The sequence below is a fragment of the Mesorhizobium sp. BR1-1-16 genome, from assembly GCF_020165495.1.
GTDB lineage: Bacteria > Pseudomonadota > Alphaproteobacteria > Rhizobiales > Kaistiaceae > Kaistia.
Window position 1 is genome coordinate 327,095 of record NZ_JAIUIE010000004.1, and the last position, 17,604, is coordinate 344,698.

At 66.8% G+C, this 17,604-nt stretch carries 20 protein-coding genes; 10 read left to right on the forward strand and 10 right to left on the reverse strand.

Annotated features, from left to right (window positions below; genetic code table 11):
• The first annotated feature begins 26 nt into the window (after window positions 1–26).
• Both cysK and LB518_RS12265 read left to right on the forward strand, forming a co-directional pair.
• The gene (gene cysK, locus LB518_RS12260) at window positions 27–1,001 is read left to right on the forward strand and encodes a cysteine synthase A (protein ID WP_224577789.1); all 975 of its coding nucleotides are present in this window, start codon (window positions 27–29) and stop codon (window positions 999–1,001) included.
• 5 nt (window positions 1,002–1,006) lie between these two features.
• Window positions 1,007–1,399, forward strand: coding sequence for a VOC family protein (locus LB518_RS12265; protein WP_224577790.1), 393 nt, complete (start codon window positions 1,007–1,009; stop codon window positions 1,397–1,399).
• A 3-nt stretch (window positions 1,400–1,402) separates the two neighbouring features.
• Here the strand turns inward: LB518_RS12265 and LB518_RS12270 are convergent, their stop codons facing one another.
• Both LB518_RS12270 and LB518_RS12275 read right to left on the reverse strand, forming a co-directional pair.
• A complete protein-coding gene (locus LB518_RS12270; RefSeq protein WP_224577791.1) occupies window positions 1,403–1,960 on the reverse strand; it encodes an SMP-30/gluconolactonase/LRE family protein in 558 nt (185 codons plus the stop codon).
• Window positions 1,852–2,259, reverse strand: coding sequence for an SMP-30/gluconolactonase/LRE family protein (locus tag LB518_RS12275; protein ID WP_224577792.1), 408 nt, complete (start codon window positions 2,257–2,259; stop codon window positions 1,852–1,854). The genes LB518_RS12270 and LB518_RS12275 overlap by 109 nt, the downstream gene beginning before the upstream one ends.
• A gap of 211 nt (window positions 2,260–2,470) precedes the next feature.
• Between LB518_RS12275 and LB518_RS12280 the strand changes: the two genes are divergently transcribed.
• Both LB518_RS12280 and LB518_RS12285 read left to right on the forward strand, forming a co-directional pair.
• The gene (locus LB518_RS12280; protein WP_224577793.1) at window positions 2,471–3,517 is read left to right on the forward strand and encodes a Gfo/Idh/MocA family protein; all 1,047 of its coding nucleotides are present in this window, start codon (window positions 2,471–2,473) and stop codon (window positions 3,515–3,517) included.
• A gap of 95 nt (window positions 3,518–3,612) precedes the next feature.
• Window positions 3,613–4,374, forward strand: coding sequence for an SDR family NAD(P)-dependent oxidoreductase (locus tag LB518_RS12285; protein WP_224577794.1), 762 nt, complete (start codon window positions 3,613–3,615; stop codon window positions 4,372–4,374).
• A gap of 14 nt (window positions 4,375–4,388) precedes the next feature.
• On the opposite strand, the gene cdd is transcribed toward LB518_RS12285, so the two are convergent.
• On the reverse strand, window positions 4,389–4,802 hold the full coding sequence (gene cdd, locus LB518_RS12290; protein WP_353619950.1) for a cytidine deaminase: 414 nt from the start codon (window positions 4,800–4,802) through the stop codon (window positions 4,389–4,391).
• 225 nt (window positions 4,803–5,027) lie between these two features.
• Between cdd and LB518_RS12295 the strand changes: the two genes are divergently transcribed.
• Together LB518_RS12295 and glk are read left to right on the forward strand one after the other, a co-directional pair.
• Entirely contained in the window at window positions 5,028–5,432 is a 405-nt protein-coding gene (locus LB518_RS12295) for a methylglyoxal synthase (protein WP_224577796.1), read from the forward strand.
• 29 nt (window positions 5,433–5,461) lie between these two features.
• Window positions 5,462–6,496, forward strand: coding sequence for a glucokinase (gene glk, locus LB518_RS12300; RefSeq protein ID WP_224577797.1), 1,035 nt, complete (start codon window positions 5,462–5,464; stop codon window positions 6,494–6,496).
• A 9-nt stretch (window positions 6,497–6,505) separates the two neighbouring features.
• On the opposite strand, the gene hrpB is transcribed toward glk, so the two are convergent.
• From hrpB to fabA, 4 genes are all read right to left on the reverse strand, one after another.
• On the reverse strand, window positions 6,506–8,968 hold the full coding sequence (hrpB, locus tag LB518_RS12305) for an ATP-dependent helicase HrpB (protein ID WP_502845825.1): 2,463 nt from the start codon (window positions 8,966–8,968) through the stop codon (window positions 6,506–6,508).
• A 16-nt stretch (window positions 8,969–8,984) separates the two neighbouring features.
• On the reverse strand, window positions 8,985–9,827 hold the full coding sequence (gene fabI, locus LB518_RS12310) for an enoyl-ACP reductase FabI (RefSeq protein ID WP_224577799.1): 843 nt from the start codon (window positions 9,825–9,827) through the stop codon (window positions 8,985–8,987).
• A gap of 120 nt (window positions 9,828–9,947) precedes the next feature.
• On the reverse strand, window positions 9,948–11,171 hold the full coding sequence (fabB, locus tag LB518_RS12315; RefSeq protein ID WP_224577800.1) for a beta-ketoacyl-ACP synthase I: 1,224 nt from the start codon (window positions 11,169–11,171) through the stop codon (window positions 9,948–9,950).
• 50 nt (window positions 11,172–11,221) lie between these two features.
• A complete protein-coding gene (gene fabA, locus LB518_RS12320) occupies window positions 11,222–11,749 on the reverse strand; it encodes a 3-hydroxyacyl-[acyl-carrier-protein] dehydratase FabA (protein WP_224577801.1) in 528 nt (175 codons plus the stop codon).
• A 221-nt stretch (window positions 11,750–11,970) separates the two neighbouring features.
• On the opposite strand from fabA, the gene LB518_RS12325 reads away from it, so the two are divergent.
• Window positions 11,971–12,294 (forward strand): hypothetical protein, encoded by a 324-nt coding sequence (locus LB518_RS12325; RefSeq protein WP_224577802.1) that lies wholly within the window; start codon window positions 11,971–11,973, stop codon window positions 12,292–12,294.
• Window positions 12,295–12,309: 15 nt separating this feature from the next.
• On the opposite strand, the gene LB518_RS12330 is transcribed toward LB518_RS12325, so the two are convergent.
• Entirely contained in the window at window positions 12,310–12,681 is a 372-nt protein-coding gene (locus LB518_RS12330; protein ID WP_224577803.1) for an ArsR/SmtB family transcription factor, read from the reverse strand.
• 58 nt (window positions 12,682–12,739) lie between these two features.
• Here LB518_RS12330 and LB518_RS12335 point away from each other — a divergent pair, with 58 nt between their 5' ends.
• Window positions 12,740–13,945, forward strand: coding sequence for an MFS transporter (locus tag LB518_RS12335; protein WP_224577804.1), 1,206 nt, complete (start codon window positions 12,740–12,742; stop codon window positions 13,943–13,945).
• A 31-nt stretch (window positions 13,946–13,976) separates the two neighbouring features.
• Here LB518_RS12335 and mtnA read toward each other — a convergent pair whose 3' ends face one another.
• Entirely contained in the window at window positions 13,977–15,074 is a 1,098-nt protein-coding gene (gene mtnA, locus LB518_RS12340; protein WP_224577805.1) for an S-methyl-5-thioribose-1-phosphate isomerase, read from the reverse strand.
• 152 nt (window positions 15,075–15,226) lie between these two features.
• On the opposite strand from mtnA, the gene mtnC reads away from it, so the two are divergent.
• Window positions 15,227–15,940 (forward strand): acireductone synthase, encoded by a 714-nt coding sequence (gene mtnC, locus LB518_RS12345; RefSeq protein WP_224577806.1) that lies wholly within the window; start codon window positions 15,227–15,229, stop codon window positions 15,938–15,940.
• A gap of 21 nt (window positions 15,941–15,961) precedes the next feature.
• Window positions 15,962–16,855 (forward strand): DMT family transporter, encoded by an 894-nt coding sequence (locus LB518_RS12350; protein ID WP_224577807.1) that lies wholly within the window; start codon window positions 15,962–15,964, stop codon window positions 16,853–16,855.
• Here the strand turns inward: LB518_RS12350 and LB518_RS12355 are convergent.
• Window positions 16,852–17,577 carry a dienelactone hydrolase family protein gene (locus LB518_RS12355; RefSeq protein WP_224577808.1) on the reverse strand — a complete coding sequence of 242 codons (726 nt, stop codon included), beginning with the start codon at window positions 17,575–17,577 and terminating at the stop codon, window positions 16,852–16,854. The genes LB518_RS12350 and LB518_RS12355 overlap by 4 nt on opposite strands.
• Between the last annotated feature and the right edge of the window lie 27 nt (window positions 17,578–17,604).

A 17,604-nucleotide genomic window follows, 5' to 3' on the forward strand; every position in this document is an offset into this window, starting at 1 on the left:
CAACGCTTCGCAGCCGAGGAAAAGCCATGACCGAGGAATCAACCGCCGCCCCGCGTGGCCGCGGCCGCATCTACGAATCCATCACCGACACGATCGGCGACACGCCGATCGTCCGGCTGAAGCGGATCGCCGAGGCGAAGGGCGTCAAGGCCAACCTCCTTGCCAAGCTCGAATTCTTCAATCCGATCGCCAGCGTCAAGGACCGCATCGGCGTCGCCATGATCGACGCCCTCGAGGCGGACGGCCGCATCACGCCCGGCAAGACCGTGCTGATCGAGCCGACTTCGGGCAATACCGGCATCGCGCTCGCCTTCGTCGCCGCGGCGCGGGGCTATCGGCTCATCCTGGTCATGCCCGAGACGATGTCGGTCGAGCGCCGCAAGATGCTGAAGCTCCTCGGCGCCGAACTCGTGCTGACCGAGGGACCGAAGGGCATGAAGGGCGCCATCGCCCGCGCCGAGGAACTCGTGGCCGAGATCGGCGACGCGATCATCCCGCAGCAGTTCCAGAACCCCGCCAATCCCGAGATCCATCGCCAGACGACCGCCGAGGAGATCTGGAACGATACGCATGGCGCCATTGACGTCTTCGTCTCGGGCGTCGGCACCGGCGGCACGATCACTGGCGTCGGCCAGGTGCTGAAGCCGAGAAAGCCGGGACTGAGGGTCGTCGCCGTCGAACCGAAAGAAAGCCCGGTTCTCTCCGGCGGCGCGCCGGGACCGCACAAGATCCAGGGCATCGGTGCCGGCTTCGTGCCCGGCGTGCTCGACACGTCTGTTTATGACGAGGTGATCCAGGTCGAGAGCGCCGAGGCGCTCGATTATGCCCGCCTCGCCGCACGGCTCGAAGGCATCCCGGTCGGCATCTCCTCCGGCGCGGCGATCGCGGCGGCGGTTGCGATCGGACAGCGTCCGGAAATGGCCGGCAAGAATATCGTGCTGATCATTCCCTCCTTTGCCGAACGCTATCTCTCCACGGCGCTCTTCGAGGGTCTCGACTGAACGACATGATCCGCGTCGCGCGGCTCGACCATCTGGTCCTGACGGTCGCCAGCATCGAGGCGAGCCTCGCCTTCTATGGCGGGGTCCTCGGCATGGCGGTCGTCACCTTCGGGGAGGGACGCAAGGCGCTACGCTTCGGCGCGCAGCAGATCAACCTGCACGAGGTCGGACGCGAATTCGAGCCGAAGGCCAGCCGTCCAACGCCCGGCTCGGCCGATCTCTGCTTCATCGTGGCGACGCCTCTTTCCGACGTTGCCGCGCATCTTGAAGCGGCCGGCGTGGCGATCGAACTCGGCCCCGTGCCGCGCGAGGGTGCCGCGGGCGCGTTCGCCTCGCTCTATCTGCGCGATCCAGACGGCAATCTCGTCGAGCTTTCGGAGCCCGGACGGCCCGACTGAGCGCTACGGCCAGCCGGCGCGGGGCACGGCGACCTCCACGGCGAGAACGCGTCCGCTCGGTCCGCCGCGTCCGATCGCCTCTGGTCCCTTCCAGTCGGCGGCGAGAATGAACAGCGTCCTCCCGTCGGCGCCGCCCAGCATGCAGGCAAAGCAACCGCGATCGACATCGATGCGCTGGAGGAGCGTGCCATCCACAGCGACCCGGCAACAGCAGCGGTTCGGCACATCTGCGAACCAGATCGCGCCTTCCGCGTCCATCGTGATGCCATCAGGATGAAAGCCGGGAAGTTCGGCAAGACGTCGCCGTGCCGTCAGCGCGCCGTCGCCGCCGATCGTGAATGCCGTCAGACAGCTCGCATAGGATTCGCCGAGCACGAGCGTCTGGCCATCGGGACTGATCGCCATGCCATTGGGGAAGGCGACGTCGTCTGCCTCGAGACGGACCGCGCCCTCTACGGAGATCGATGCGACGCGCCCCGGACGGAATTCACCGCCCGGAAAATCGAAGCCGATCGTGTTGACATAGGCGCGCCCCGTTCGTCGACGACGATCTCGTTCCATGGCTTCGGCGAGAGGCCGGAGAGATCGGCATGCGGCGCAAAGTGCCCGTCGGGACGGCGGATCGATAACATCGTGCCGGCGATCAGCGCCATTTCGCCATCGGGCATGAAGGCGAAGGAAAAGGGCAGCGCGTCGACGGACGCGATCACCGTCACTTCCCCATTTGCTTCGATGCGCTTGATCTCGCCTGCGCCCCAATCCGACAGCCACAGCAGCCCGGCATGCCAGCGCGGCGATTCGGGCAGCAGCAGTCCCTCCGCCACGATGCGAAGATCACCGTCTCGAGCATGCTTCATCATCGATTCCTCCTGCAATCCAGAGGACGAATGGCGAGACCACAGCCCGACAGGCCGCGCGAAATCCACGTTCTGCCTCCCTCCAAGCGGTGATCACACCATCGCGATGACGTACGCACCGCAGGTGGCTGGAATCTTTCGGCTGACTGACGTTAAGTGAGCCACCAGCCGACCACTGCAAGGAGTCGGCGATGATCTCATCGGGAGGAATTTGATGCGACTGCTTATTCTCGGCACCGGCGGCATGGCTGCGGCCCATGCCCGCAATTTCGCCGCGATCGATGGCGTTACCCTGGTCGGCGGCGTGGATGTCGTGCCCGAACGCCTTGCAGCCTTCGCGGCTGAACATAACCTGCCCCGGCAGTTCGGCACGCTGGAAGAGGCGCTGGCCTGGGGTGAATTCGACGCCGTCGCCAATGTGACGCCCGATCGGATCCATTATCCGACGACGATGCTGGCGATCGCCGCCGGCAAGCATGTGTTCTGCGAGAAGCCGCTCGCCACCGACGCCGGCAAGGCGATGGAGATGACGGAGGCGATCGAAGCCGCCGGCAAGGTCGGCATGGTGAACTTCACCTACCGAAACTCTCCTGCCCTGCAGAAGGGCCGGCAGATGGTGCTCGACGGCGCTGTCGGCGCCGTGCGCCATGTCGAGGCCTCGCATCTGCAGAGCTGGCTGGTCGGCAACGCCTGGGGCGACTGGACGAGCGAGAGCAAATGGCTGTGGCGCCTGTCGAAGAAGCACGGCTCGAACGGCGCGCTCGGCGATATCGGCATCCACATCGTCGATTTCACGTCCTATGGCTCGGGCCTAGACGTCGCCCATGTGTTCGGACGCTTGAAGACCTTCGACAAGGCGCCCGGCAACAAGATCGGCGAGTACGATCTCGACGCCAATGACAGCTTCACGATGAATGTCGATTTTTCGAACGGCGCCATCGGGACGATCCAGGCAACGCGTACTGCGCCTGGCCAGCTCGACCAGCTCCGCCTGCGCGTTTATGGCGACAAGGGCTCGATCGAGATGATCTACGACACCGGCAAGTCGACGCTCAGGGCCTGCATCGGCGAGGACGTGCACACCGCCACCTGGCGCGACATCGAGTTCGAGCCGGTCGAGACCAACTATCAGCGCTTCGTCAAGGCCGTCCGGGACGGCAAGACGCTGGAGCCCTCCTTCCGCCGCGCGGCCAACATCCAGAAGGTGCTGGACAAGGCGCTGGTCTCCGACGCGAGCCACAAGGACGAAGCCATCACCTGACGCCGGCAGGACCGGACGACCGTGACCGGCCGCATGCGGCGGCCGGTCGGCGCGCCTTTGCGCCAGCGAAACACGATCAAGGGAGGAATGCATCCATGCCGACCGGCGCCATCTATCCGAGTCTCAAGGACCGTACCGTCGTCGTCACCGGCGGCGGCAGCGGCATCGGCGAATCCATCGTCCGCCATTTCGTTGCCCAGGGGGCGAAGGTCGGCTTTCTCGACATCAACCGCGAGGCGTCCGAAGCGCTCGTCGCCGAGCTCTCGTCCCAGGGCAGCGTGCATTTCGAGCATTGCGACCTGCGCGACATCGCGGCGCTGCGCGCTGCGATCGCCAATATCCGCGCCGCCTTCGGCCCGATCACCATCCTCGTCAACAACGCCGCCCATGACGAGCGCCACAAGCTCGAGGACGTGACGCCCGAATATTGGGACGACCGGGTCCATGTGAATCTGCGCCACCAGTTCTTCGCCGCGCAGGCGGTGGTCGACGACATGAAGGCGGCGGGCGGCGGAGCGATCATCAATCTTGGCTCGACCAGCTGGATGATCGGCCTTGGCGGCATGCCGGCCTATACGGCGTCGAAATCGGCGGTGCTTGGTCTGACCCGCAGCCTGGCGCGCGACCTCGGCCCGTTCAATATCCGCGTCTGCTCGGTCGTGCCCGGCTGGATCATGACCCAGCGGCAGATCGATCTGTGGCTGACGCCGGAGGCCGAGGCCCGCGTGATGGAAAGCCAGTGCCTGAAGCGCAAGCTCTATCCCGAGGATATCGCCAAGCCTGTGTTGTTCTTCGCCTCGGACGAGGCCAGCGGCTGCACCAATCAGGCCTATGTCGTGGATGGCGGCTGGATCTGAGAGAGCAACCCCTCTCAGAACTGGGATTCGATCGTGAAACCCGAGGGAAGCAGGTCGGCAATGCCAAAGGCGCTGCCGGCCCCAGCCGGATCTCGGCATTCGATGACCGTCGAGGCTGTCGAGAATTCGCGAAGGCGCTGGCGACAGCCGCCGCATGGCGTGCAGACGATGCCGCCATCGACGCGGTCGGCAACCACCGTGACGGCGGCGATACGGCGGCTGGCCGCATCGGTGCCGGCCGCGATCATGGCGCCGATAGCCGATGTCTCCGCGCACCAGCCCTCAGGAAAAGCCGCGTTCTCGACGTTCGCGCCAACGAAGACGCGGCCATCCTCGGTGCGGATGGCGGCGCCGACGGGAAAGCGGGAATAGGGCGCGTGGGCATTGTCGCGTACCGCACGCGCGCGTTCGAAGAGTTCGGCGTCCAAGAGCGGGTCCTTCATGGCCTGGCGCCACCTTCCGCAGCGCCTCGCCGAGATTGAAGCGCCCCGCGGGCAGGCCCGTCAAGCGCCGCGCCGCCGCCCCGACACACTGCCGATGAATTGCGCCGCCCGCCGAATTTACGGGCATGGTGCGCACTTTCTGCTTTTCGTCGGACCCCGATCTTTCTATCACTTGCGGTCACGAGGTCGCCAGCGGGGGCAAATCCATTCATGACCGAGACGCCGAACAAGCCGGCTTTGGCGCTGGTCGCCCATGATCAGAAGAAGGACGACATGGTTCGCTTCGCGCGGAGCCATGCCAAGCGGCTCGCCGCCTTCGAACTGTTTGCGACCGGCACGACAGGCGCGCGGATCGTCGAGGCGGCGCCGGAACTGCCCGTGACGCGGCTGAAGAGCGGGCCGCTCGGCGGCGATCAGCAGATCGGCGCCATGATTGCCGAAGGGCGTATTACCGCGCTCATCTTCTTCGTCGACCCGCTGACGCCGATGCCGCACGATGTCGATGTCAAGGCGCTGACCCGCCTTGCGGAACTCTATGACATCCCGATGGCGCTCAACAGCGCTACCGCCGAACTCATCATCACCCATCCTGGCGCCATTGCGCGACCGACATGATCGCGCCTTCCAGCGCTGACCGAGGCACCATGGCCGAAACCACCACCGACCGCGATTTCGTTCGTTTTCCGACGCTGATCGGCGATATCGGCGGCACCAACGCCCGCTTTTCGCTCGTCTCCGACGGCGATGGTCCGACCCGTCGCTTCACGAATGCCCAGACGGCTGATTTCGCCACCATCGACGATGCCATCGCCGCCACCGTGCTGCCGGAAGCGCGGCCGCGCTCGGCGGTGCTCGCCGTGGCCGGACCCGTGCAGGGCGACCGCGTGCCGCTGACCAATTGCTCCTGGGTCATCGAGCCGCGGCGGATGATCGAGCGGCTCGGGCTCGACGAAGTCATCCTGCTCAACGATTTCGAGGCGCAGGCCCTGTCACTGCCGGGCCTTGGCCGTGACGACCTCGTTGCGATCGGCAGCGGAGAGGCTGTCCCCAACGCGGCGCAGGTCGCGGTCGGCCCCGGAACGGGGCTCGGTGCCGCCGCGCTTATTCATGCGCGCGGCACCTGGTTCCCGGTCCCCGGCGAAGGCGGCCATATCGATCTTGCCCCGGTCACCGAGCGCGATTTCCAGATCTGGCCGCATATCGACGAGCCGTTCGGCAGCGGCCCCTATCGCCGCATCGCCGGCGAGACGCTGCTCTGCGGCGCGGGGCTGGTGCGGCTCTACAAGGCCGTCATCGCAGCCGACGGCGCCAAGGCCCGTTTCGACACCCCCGCCGAGGTGACGGCGGCGGCCATGGATGGTTCGGACGGCGCTGCAGAAGAGGCGCTGTCGCTGTTCTGCGTCCATCTCGGGCGGCTCGCCGGCAATCTCGCGCTCGCCTTCATGGCGCGCGGCGGCGTGTTTCTCGCCGGCGGCATCGCGGCGCGGATCGCGCCGTTCCTGGCGCAAAGCGGCTTCCGCGACGCCTTCATCGACAAGGCGCCGCATCAGGCGCTCATGGACAAGATGCCGACTTCGGTGGTCATCCATCCCGAGCCGGCGCTGGCGGGACTCACAGCCTATGCCCGTCACCCCGAGACCTTCGGCGTCGCGACGGAAGGGCGCCACTGGCGCCGCTGAACCGAACTCTCAGGTGCCGCGCGGTTTCGCCCGCGCGGTCGGCGGCGCGGCAAGCGGGTCTTCAGGCCAGGGATGCTTTGGATAGCGTCCGCGCAGATCACCGCGGACGTCACGCCATGAGCCGCGCCAGAACGACGGCAGGTCACCGGTGATCTGGATCGGCCGGCGGGCCGGCGAAAGAAGATGCAGCGTCAACGGCACGCCATTGGCGATCACAGGATGGCGATCGAGCCCGAACAATTCCTGCACCCGCACCTCGAGCACCGGACCGTTCGGGTCTGAATAGTCGATCGGCAGGCGCGAGCCCGACGGCGCATCGAAATGCGTCGGAGCGAGCCGGTCGAGCATCGCCTTGCGGTCCCACGGGATCAACGCGGCAAGCGCCTCATGCAGCAAAGCGGCATCGATCGCGTCGAGCCGCCGCTTGCCGAGGAGATGCGGCGCAAGCCAATCGTCGAGCGTCGCCAGCAACGCTTCGTCGGAGACGTCGGGCCAATCCTCGCCTGCCTTCCGGCGCAAAAAGGCGAGCCGTGCCCTCAGCGCTCCCGCCTGACCCTCAAAAGCGAGCGCGCCGATCCCCCGCCGGCGAATGGCCGCGACGAGCGCCGTGACGACGGCCGCATCGGACGGACGGGCGGCAGCACCCTCGCTGAGCACGAGGCGACCGAACCGCCGGCTTCGCCGCGCGCGAACCGAGCCCGTCGCCTCGTCAAAGGCGACGGTTTCCTCCTCGACGATCGCATCGCCGAATTCAGCTTCGATCTCGGTGAGCGTCAATGGCGCCGCGCTGAGAATGCGGGCGTTCTCGGCAGCGCCCTGCAGGCTGGCCACGGCGAGAAAATCCTGACGCGCCAGCGCATCGGCGGGATCGAGCACCCCGCCACGCCCATTGGCCATCACGAAAGCGCCAGGTGCGCCGCGCGCCATCGCGATACGTTCAGGAAAGGCGAAAGCAAGCAGAAGGCCGGCCTGTTCGATCGCCGCGCCATCGATCGCCGGATCGGCGCCGACGCGACGGGCGAAGCGCGCGCCAAGCGCGAGGGCGTCGCGGCTGCGCTGGTCGCGTGCGCCGCGCAGATTGCCAAGCCGGTCGCGGAGGTCGACGCCGTTGCCGCCAAGACCGGGTTCCGCGAGCAGCGCTGCGAGAGCGCCGGCGATACCGCCGAGCTCGAGGGCGGCCGCTTTCCGTAGCATATGTCCAAGGCGAGGCGGCATCGCGAGGCCAGAAAGCGCCCGCCCCTCGGCTGTCAGCCGCCTGTCGCCGTCCACCGCTCCGAGCCGCGCGAGCAGCGCCATCGCCTCATCATAGGCCGGACGGGGTGGCGGATCGAGAAAGGCGAGCCGCGCGGGATCATCGACACCCCAGGCGAGGAGATCGAGCACGAAAGGCGAGAGATCGGCGTCAAGGATTTCCGGCCGGTCAAACGGCGCGAGCGCCGCGGTCTGACCCTCGTCCCACATCCGGTAGCAGACCCCCGGCTCGGTCCGTCCGGCGCGGCCCCGGCGCTGATCGGCGCTCGCGCGCGAGACGCGGCGGGTCTCAAGACGCGTCAGGCCCGTCGCCGGTTCATAGAGCGGGACGCGCGCAAGCCCTGAGTCAATGACGACGCGAACGCCCTCGATGGTCAGCGACGTCTCGGCGATGGAGGTCGCCAGCACCACCTTGCGCTTGCCGGGCAGCGATGGACGGATGGCGCGATCCTGCGCGGCGAAATCGAGCGCGCCATAGAGCGGCGCAATTTCGACGCCGGATGGAAGCTTGTCGGCAAGCCGTTCGGCCGTGCGGCGGATTTCCGCCTGTCCCGGCAGGAAGACAAGCAGGCTCCCGCTTTCCTCGCCAAGGGCGCGGCGGACAACAGCAGCGGTCTCGTCCTCGATCCGGCGGCTGGCGTCGCGGCCGCAATGGCGCGTTTCGACCGGAAACATGCGCCCCTGGCTCTCGATGACTTCGGACTTTCCGAGCAGCCGCGCGACACGGGCACCGTCGATCGTGGCCGACATCACCAGCAGGCGGAGATCATCCCGCAGACCGGCCTGTGCATCGAGCGCAAAGGCGAGGCCGAGATCGCCATCGAGGCTGCGTTCGTGAAATTCGTCGAAGATGACCGCCGCGACGCCGTCGAGCGCGGGATCGTCAACGATCATCCGCGTGAACACGCCCTCGGTGACCACCTCGATGCGGGTTGCGGCCGAAACCCGCCGCTCCATGCGGACGCGATAGCCGACCGTGCGGCCGACCTCTTCGCCGAGTGTTGCCGCCATGCGCGCCGCGGCAGCACGTGCGGCGAGGCGGCGCGGCTCCAGCAGGATGATACGGCCGTCGCCGCGCCAGGGCGCATCGAGCAGGGCGAGGGGAACGCGAGTCGTCTTGCCGGCGCCGGGCGGCGCGACGAGCACAGCGTTGCGGCCGGCCGCAAGCGCCGCCTTCAGCGCGGGGAGGGCTTCTTCAACGGGGAGGTTATCGTGCGACAAGAAAAGGCCAAACGGCCTATTCGGCCGCCTCGTTGGTGCTTTCGGCCTGCGCCTCATGCACCTTCAGATCATCGAGGCGCGGCATCGCGATGATGTTATAGCCGGCATCGACGAAATGGATCTCGCCGGTCACGCCGGTCGAAAGATCCGACAGCAGATAAAGGGCCGTGCCGCCGATCTCCTCCGTCGAAACCGTGCGGCGGAGCGGGGCATTCTTGCGCTGGAAATTATACATGAGCCGCGCATCGGCGATGCCGGCACCAGCCAGCGTGCGCACGGGTCCAGCCGAGATCGCATTGACGCGGATCTCATCGCCGCCAAAATCGGTGGCGAGATAGCGAACCGAAGACTCCAGCGCCGCCTTGGCGACGCCCATGACATTGTAGTTTGGCGAGACGCGCGTCGAACCGCCGAAGGTCAGCGTCAGGATCGAGCCGCCATTCGGCATCAGCGCGGCGGCGCGCTTCGCCACCTCGGTGAACGAGAAGCACGAGATCATCATCGTGCGCGTGAAGTTCTCGCGCGTCGTATCGGCGTAACGGCCCTTGAGCTCGTTCTTGTCCGAGAAGGCGATGGCATGGACCAGGAAGTCGATGCCGCCCCATTCCTGCTTCAGCGTCTCGAACACACTGTCAACCGAGGCGAGATCCTCGACGTCGCAAGGGATCAGCAGCTTGGCGCCGATCGATTCGGCCAGCGGCTTGACGCGGCGGCCGAAGGCTTCGCCCTGATAGGTGAAGGCCATTTCCGCGCCGTGGCTTGCGAGCACCTTGGCGATGCCCCAGGCGATCGAGTGATCATTGGCGACGCCCATGACCAGGCCGCGCTTGCCGGCCATCAGTGTTGTCGTCGTCGTCATGCTCGGTCTCCCCGCCGGCTGGATCGCCCGCGTCCTGCCGGACGCGCAAGGCGCGATCCAGCTCGTTGTTTCTGCATCGAATGATTCCGAAAACCGGATTCCACTCTTCGGCCCGACGCTCTAGCCGGCATAGCGCTGGAAGACCAGCGAAGCGTTGGTGCCACCGAAGCCGAAGCTGTTGGAGAGCACGGTGTCGATCTTCGCGTCATCAATGCGCTCGCGCACGATCGGCATGTCGGCGAAGGCCGGGTCGAGCTCATCGATATGCGCCGACTTTGTGATGAAACGGTTGTTGAGCATCAGGAGCGAATAGATCGCCTCATGCACGCCCGTCGCGCCCTGCGAATGACCCGTCAGCGACTTGGTCGCGGAGATCGGCGGGCAGGCGTCGCCCGACCCGAACACCTCGCGGATCGCTTCCATTTCTTTCAGATCGCCGACCGGCGTCGAAGTGGCGTGCGGGTTGATGTAGTCGATCTTGCCGGCGCGAGTGATCGCCTGGCGCATGCAGCGCGCTGCGCCCTCGCCCGACGGCGCCACCATGTCGGCACCATCAGACGTGCAGCCATAACCGACGATCTCGCCATAGATGCGCGCGCCGCGCGCCTTGGCGACCTCGAGTTCCTCGAGCACCAGCACACCGGCGCCGCCCGAAATGACGAAGCCGTCACGATTGGCGTCATAGGCACGCGAGGCGACCGAAGGCGTGTCGTTATAGCGCGACGAAAGGGCGCCCATCGCGTCGAAGAGGACGGTCAGCGTCCAGTCGAGTTCCTCGCAGCCACCGGCGAAAACGCGGTCCTGCTTGCCCCACTGAATTGTCTCATAGGCATTGCCGATGCAATGGTTCGACGTCGCGCAGGCGGAAGAGATCGAATAATTGACGCCCTTGATCTTGAACCAGGTCGACAATGTCGCCGAGGGCGATGACGACATCGCCTTCGGCACCGCGAGCGGGCCGACCTTCTTGGACGAACCGGAGGCGAGTGCCTTCTGCGCCGACTCAACGATGGTCCGCGTAGAGGGACCGCCGGAGCCCATGATGATGCCGGTGCGCTCGTTGGAGATCTCGCTCTCCTCGAGCCCGGCGTCACGGATCGCCTGGTCCATGGCGACATGGTTCCAGGCGGTGCCGCCGCCATGGAAGCGCATGGCGCGGCGATCGACCACTTCGGCCGGATCGAGCGTCGGCGCGCCGAAGACATGGCTGCGGAAGCCGTGTTCGGCCTGCGCGCCTGAGAAGGAAATGCCGCTCTTCGCCTCGTGCAGGCTCGCCAGCACTTCCTGCGTGTTGTTGCCGATGGACGAGACGATGCCCATCCCCGTGACGACGACCCGCTTCATGGTCCGCTGTCCTTCAATTCGATCCGCCCGGTCCGGGCCGGTCCTGCCGCTCAGCCGACCGCTGGCACCGCATCGCCCTTGAACAGGCCGACGCGCAGGTCCTTGGCACGGTAGATGGTCTCTCCGTCGGCCTTAAGCCAGCCGTCGGCAATGCCGAGCACGAGCTTCGACCGCAGCACGCGCTTCAGGTCGACGCCATATTCGACAAGCTTCACATTCGGCAGCACCATGCCGGAGAATTTCAGTTCGCCCGTCGAGAGCGCGCGCCCGCGGCCCGGGGAGCCGGACCAGCCGAGGAAGAAGCCGAGCATCTGCCAGAGAGCGTCGAGACCGAGACAACCGGGCATCACCGGGTCGCCCTTGAAATGGCAGGCGAAGAACCAGAGATCCGGCGTGACGTCGAGTTCGGCGCGGATGTGGCCTTTGCCATATTCGCCGCCTTCCTCGCTGATCGAGGTGATGCGGTCGAACATCAGCATCGGCGGCAGCGGCAGTTGCGCGTTGCCTTCGCCGAACAATTCGCCTCGCCCGCAGGCGAGAAGCGCTTCATAATCGTAACGCGACGGGCGGTCTGCCATTGCCGTCAGTCTACCTCTTCTCGGCGCCGGTCTGGCGCAATTGCCCGACGGATGCCATATGCGACATGTCGGCATACCGGCGCCCGATGAGGGAACCGCCGCCGAACCGAGGCCTTCCTAACATAGGCTCCCCCCGATCGAAAGCCCGTGCAGCGGCGGCTTTCGACGCCGCGATCCGGCGCGGAGGGAATGCGAAGCAGTTTGCCGGCGGAGAACGAGGAATGGTGTCAGATCGAAAAACAGCCTGGCTCGGCCGCGGATTTGCCCTGACGCTGGCGCTGCTTCAGCTCGGCTCCACCGCCTCGGCAGGAGAACTGTTCAAGCAGCCTTCGATCGGGCTCGATCCGCCGAAGATCATCAAGAGCGTGCCGCCTTCGGTCATGCCCTCGCTCGATGCGAACCAGTGCCAGCTCGCAGCCGGCACCTGCCCGCTCGGCCGCCTGCAGCGCTCGGGCACGCGCTGCTACTGCGTTTCGAATGGCGTCGCACGCCAGGGCGCAACACGGACAAAGCCGCAGACGGCCCGGCCCTCGATGGCCGAATGACGCCCTGCTGGTGGCTCAGCTGGGCTCCTTCGCCCTGACGGCCGTCAGGACCGCCGGGAGCAGGCCCGGGAAACGCTGCTCGATATCGCCCGCCCGCACCGAGATCAGCCGACGCGCGCCGTCGATCCGCGTGCGCGTCACGCCAGCCTCGCGCAGGCGAGCCAGGTGATAGGTGAGGTTCGTCTTCGACGAGAACGGGTTCATCGATCCGCAACTGTCCTCGCCGACCTCCGTGAGATGGGCGACGATCTCGCGACGCGTCGGGTCGCTCAGTGCATCGAGCACGGCAGAGAGATCGATCTGGTCGATATCGGGGTGGAGGAGCTCCTTGGCCATGATGGAAGGATAGGCACTTCCATAGCAGAGTTCAATAAGTGTTGAACTCATTGACCGGCGGCCTGACACCTCCTATTGTTCAATAAATGTTGAACTCTTGGAGGCGCCCATGCTGCGTTCGCTCATCTGGTTGTCGCTGGGCACCTTCGCCATCGGCACCGAAGGCTTCATGATCGCCGGTATCCTGCCGGCCATGGCGTCCGATCTTGATGTCTCTGTGGCGATGGCAGGCCATCTCGTGACCTGCTTCGCCCTCGTCTACGCGATCTCGGCGCCGCTCACCGCTGTCGCCACGGCGAGCCTGCCTCGAAAGCCGGTGCTGGCCGCCGCCATAGCCGCCTTCGCGCTCGCCAACCTCGTCGCCGCGGTCGCACCCGGCTATTGGTGGCTGATGGGCTCGCGCGTCTTGCTCGCTCTCGCGGCTGCCGCCTTCACGCCGGCTGCCACCGGCACCGCAGCGATGCTCGCCGCCCCGGAAAAGCGCGGCCGCGCCATCGCAATCATCTATAGCGGCATGACGATCGCGGTCGTCGTCGGTGTTCCCGCCGGAACCATTCTCGCCGAGCATCTCGGCTGGCGGGCAACCTTTGTCGGCGTCGCCGGGCTCGCCGCCCTTGCGCTCCTTGGAATCATGACGCAATTGCCCCGGGTTGCGGCACCGCCGGCCGTCTCGCTCGATACGCGGCTCGCCATGGCGCGCCGTCCGGAGGTGCTCTCGATCCTCGGACTGACCGTGCTTGCGATCGCGGGTGCCTTCACGGTGAGTACCTATGCCGGGGCTCTGCTGAAGGCTGTGTTTGGCGTCTCGCCATCGATGATCGCCTTCGCATTGTTCGTCGTCGGCATCGGGAGCGCCGCAGGCAATTTCTTCGGCGGCTACGCAGCCGATCGCTGGAATCAGCGCCGCTTCATCACGGCGGTCCTGGCGACGCTGGCCATCGATTTCATCGCGATCTCGCTGGCCGCGACCTTTGCCCCCAATGCCGCGGGGCTCGTCGTCGTCGTGATCGCGCTCGGCCTCTGGGGTTTGTTCGGCTGGGCGTTGCCCGCTGTGCAGCAGGTGCGCCTCGTCGCGGTCGATCCGCCGCTCGCCGCGGTCTCGCTGTCGCTGAACTCGTCGGCGATCTATCTCGGAACGGCGGCCGGAGCGACGGCCGGCGCCGCCGCGATCGATCTCTTCTCGGTGACGGCGATCGGCTGGACAGCCGCCCTCTTCGAGGTGGCGGCGCTCGTCCTCTTCGCGCTCACATCGCGGGCCGACCGGCGCGCCTGGCTCCGGCGTGACGGGGTACCGGCCTGCCCTGACGCGGCGTGACGTGACGCGGCGCGACCCGGCTCCGGCCTGATCAGGCGGCCTGCTCCGGATAGAGCCCGAGCAGGCCCTCTCGGCTCGCCTTGGCGACGCCGCGCTCGGTGACGAGGCCGGTCAGCAGCCGGGCCGGCGTCACGTCGAACGCCGGATTGGCCGCCTTGGTGCCCTTCGGCGCCAGGCGCACCTTCACGATCGTGCCATCGCCGGCGATGCCCGAGATATGCGTGACCTCGTCGCTCGCGCGCTCCTCGATCTCGATTTCCTTGACGCCGTCATCGACGCGCCAATCGATCGTCGAGCCGGGCATCACAACATAGAACGGCACGTGATTGTCATGCGCGGCCAGTGCCTTCAGATAGGTGCCGATCTTGTTGCAGGCATCGCCCGAGGCGGTGACGCGGTCGGCGCCGACGAGGCAGATGTCGATCGCGCCATGCTGCATCAGATGGCCGCCGGCATTGTCCACGATCAGCGTATGCGGCACGCCATGCGAGCCGAGTTCCCATGTGGTGAGGCTGGCACCCTGGTTGCGCGGCCGCGTCTCGTCGACGAAGACATGCACCGGAATGCCGCTGTCATGGGCGCTGTAGACGACGCCGAGCGCGGTGCCCCAGTCGACGCAGGCGATCCAGCCGGTGTTGCAATGGGTGAGAATGTTCACTGGGCCCGAGCGGCCCTTCGCTTCCCAGATCTCGCGAATGAGCGCCGCGCCATTGGCCGCCATCGTGCCATTCGTGCGGATGTCCTCGGCATGCAGGCGGTCGGCGGTCGCGAAGGCAGTGGCCGCGCGCTCGCCCTCCGGCAGGCCGGCGACGGCCGCGCGGACGATGTCGAGCGCCCAGCGGAGGTTGACCGCCGTCGGACGCGCCGCGTAGAGCGCCTCATAGGCGCCGGCGACATTGGCGTCGGAGGCATCGGCGGCCAGCGCCATCGCATAACCGTAGGCGCCGGTGACGCCGATCAGCGGGGCGCCGCGCACCACCATCCGCCTGATCGCGTCGATCGCCTCGGTGACGCTTTCGATCCGAAGCGTTTCGAAGCGATGCGGCAGCAGCGTCTGGTCGACCACCGTCACGGCGGGCTCATTGCCGTCACGCCAGATCGAACGATAAGCGACGCCGTCAACTTTCATCACGAACTCTCCAGACATGCCGGCGCCGCCGGCGGAAAAGGGGGATGACCCCGCAGACGTAATCGAGTAGAGGCGAAGCCTCGGCTCTTCAACCCCGATCGGAGCCGCCGACAGCGCGATCCCGGCTGAGGCGGCCGCCTGGAGATGACGACATGACGAACCATCCGATCCGCGCTGTCGTCACCGACATCGAAGGCACCACCTCGTCGATCGCCTTCGTCAAGGACGTGCTGTTCCCTTATGCGCGGCAGCGGCTCGCCGGTTATGTCGCCGAGCATTCCGACGAAGCGGCCGTCCAGTCGGCACTGGCCGAAGCGCGGACGCTGGCCGGACAGCCGACGCTGTCGCAGGACGAGACCATCGCGCTGCTGCAGGGATGGATCGATGCCGATCGCAAGGCGACCCCGCTCAAGACGCTGCAAGGCCTCATCTGGGAAGACGGATACCGTTCGGGAACCCTCAAGGGCGATCTTTATCCCGATGCGGCCGAATTTCTGGCCCGCTGGCGCAATGAGGGCCTGTCGCTCTACGTCTATTCATCGGGCTCCGTGCTGGCGCAGAAGCTTATCTTCGGCCACACCGAATTCGGCGATCTGACCATCCTGTTCTCCGGCTTCTTCGACACGACGGTCGGCGCCAAGACCGATCACGCCTCCTATGCGGCGATCGCAGAGGTTGCCGAACTGCCGCCTTTCCGCATCCTCTTCCTCTCCGACAACACAGCGGAACTTGACGCTGCCCGCGAGGCCGGGATGATGACGATCGCGCTCGATCGCGGCGAGGCGGTGCTGCCGGAAGGTCACGGCCATCCCGTCGCCAGGGACTTCAGCGAGATCGATGCGCTCGCCGGCACGCTGAAGGCCTGACGCGTGGACAAGGCGCGGCGCATGGCCACGGCGACCGGAGCGCTCGCCATCCTGTTCTGGTCGTGCCTCGCGCTCCTGACCAGCCTGTCACGCGAGATCCCGACCTTCGAGGCGCTGGCCATCACCTTCGCGATCGGCGCGGTGACGCTTTTCCTGTGCTTCCTGCCGCGCCGCGGCGTGATGGGCATAGCGCGCGCCTTCGCCAGATGGCCGCTGCGGGCCTGGGCGCTCGCGATCAGCGGGATCTTCGTCTACCACGCGCTCTATTTCATCGCGATCCGCCTCGCACCGGCCGGGCCGGTCACGATCATCAACTATCTCTGGCCGTTGGCGATCGTCATCCTTGCCGGCGTCTTGCCTGGCGGCGACAGCCGCCTCGGCTGGCCGCAACTGGTCGGCGGCGCCATCGGCTTCGGCGCGACCGTGCTGCTGGTCGGCTTCGGCGGCATCGCGCTCGGCAGCGACGCGCTGGTAGGCTATGGCTGCGCCCTCGCCTGCGCGCTGGTCTGGGGTCTCTATTCGGTGCTGAACAACCGGATCGGCGCCACCGGCAGCGAGCCGATCATCGGGGTCTGCGTGGCCGTCGCCCTGCTTGGCGCGATCGGCCATTTCGCTGCGGGCGAGACCTTCGTCATGCCGGATGGCGGCGCGGCGCTGTCGCTCCTCCTTCTCGGCGTCGGTCCGGTCGGCGCCGCATTCGCGGCCTGGGATCATGCGACGAAGAGAGGCGACATCGCGGTCCTCGGCGCACTCTCCTATGCGACGCCGCCGCTCTCGATGATCCTGCTCGTCGCGGCCGGCACGGCCGAGCCGAGCTGGCGCCTTGCACTGGCCACCCTGCTGGTCGTCGCCGGCGCCGCCCTTGCCGCGATGCCTGGCGGTGCCCGAAAGCTGCGCATGCGTCCGGCGGCTTAGCCGAGCGTTTCCTCGAGCACCATCAGCAGCCGCTTCCAGTGGCGCGCGTCGCCGGCCGCGTCATGGACGCCGTGGTCGGGAACGGCCCAGCCATGGCTCATGACGACATAATTCTCGATCATATGGTCGACCTCGGCCGTCCGCAGCGCCTCGGCGAGCCGGGCCGACTGTTCCGGCGGGAAGCTGTTGTCGATCCCGGCCACGCCGACATAGACGCGTCCGCGGACACTCCCCATGCGCCGATGCGGCGAATCGTCAGCCTCGCTCGCGAGATTGCCGCCGTGAAAAGACAGCGCCGCCGCGACGCGGTCCGGATAGGCGGCCGCCGCAACCAGCGCCCGTCCGCCGCCCATGCAATAGCCGAGGGTCGCGATCGGGCCGGTCGCGCCGGCTGCCGTGAGCGCCGCGATATAGGCGCCGCTGTCGGCTTCGGTCATCGTCTGGGTGGTGCCGCGGATCATGGTCATCAGTTGCTGACGCGATGTCTCGTGGCTGAAGGCGTCGGCTGCAAACGGACCATAGGCACCGAAGCGATAGAAGAGATCGGGGACGAGCACGTTGTATCCGGCATCGGCCAGCCGCTCGGCCATGCCGGCGAGCGCCGGCCGCGGGCCGAAGGCGTCCATATAGAGGATGACGCCGGCGGTCGACGGCGTCGTGGCTGAATGAAGGCTTGCCGGGCATACGCCATCGGCCGTCTCGATCTCAATCTGCTGCGGCATCGGTTGTGGTCTTTCCTGGGAGGGGAG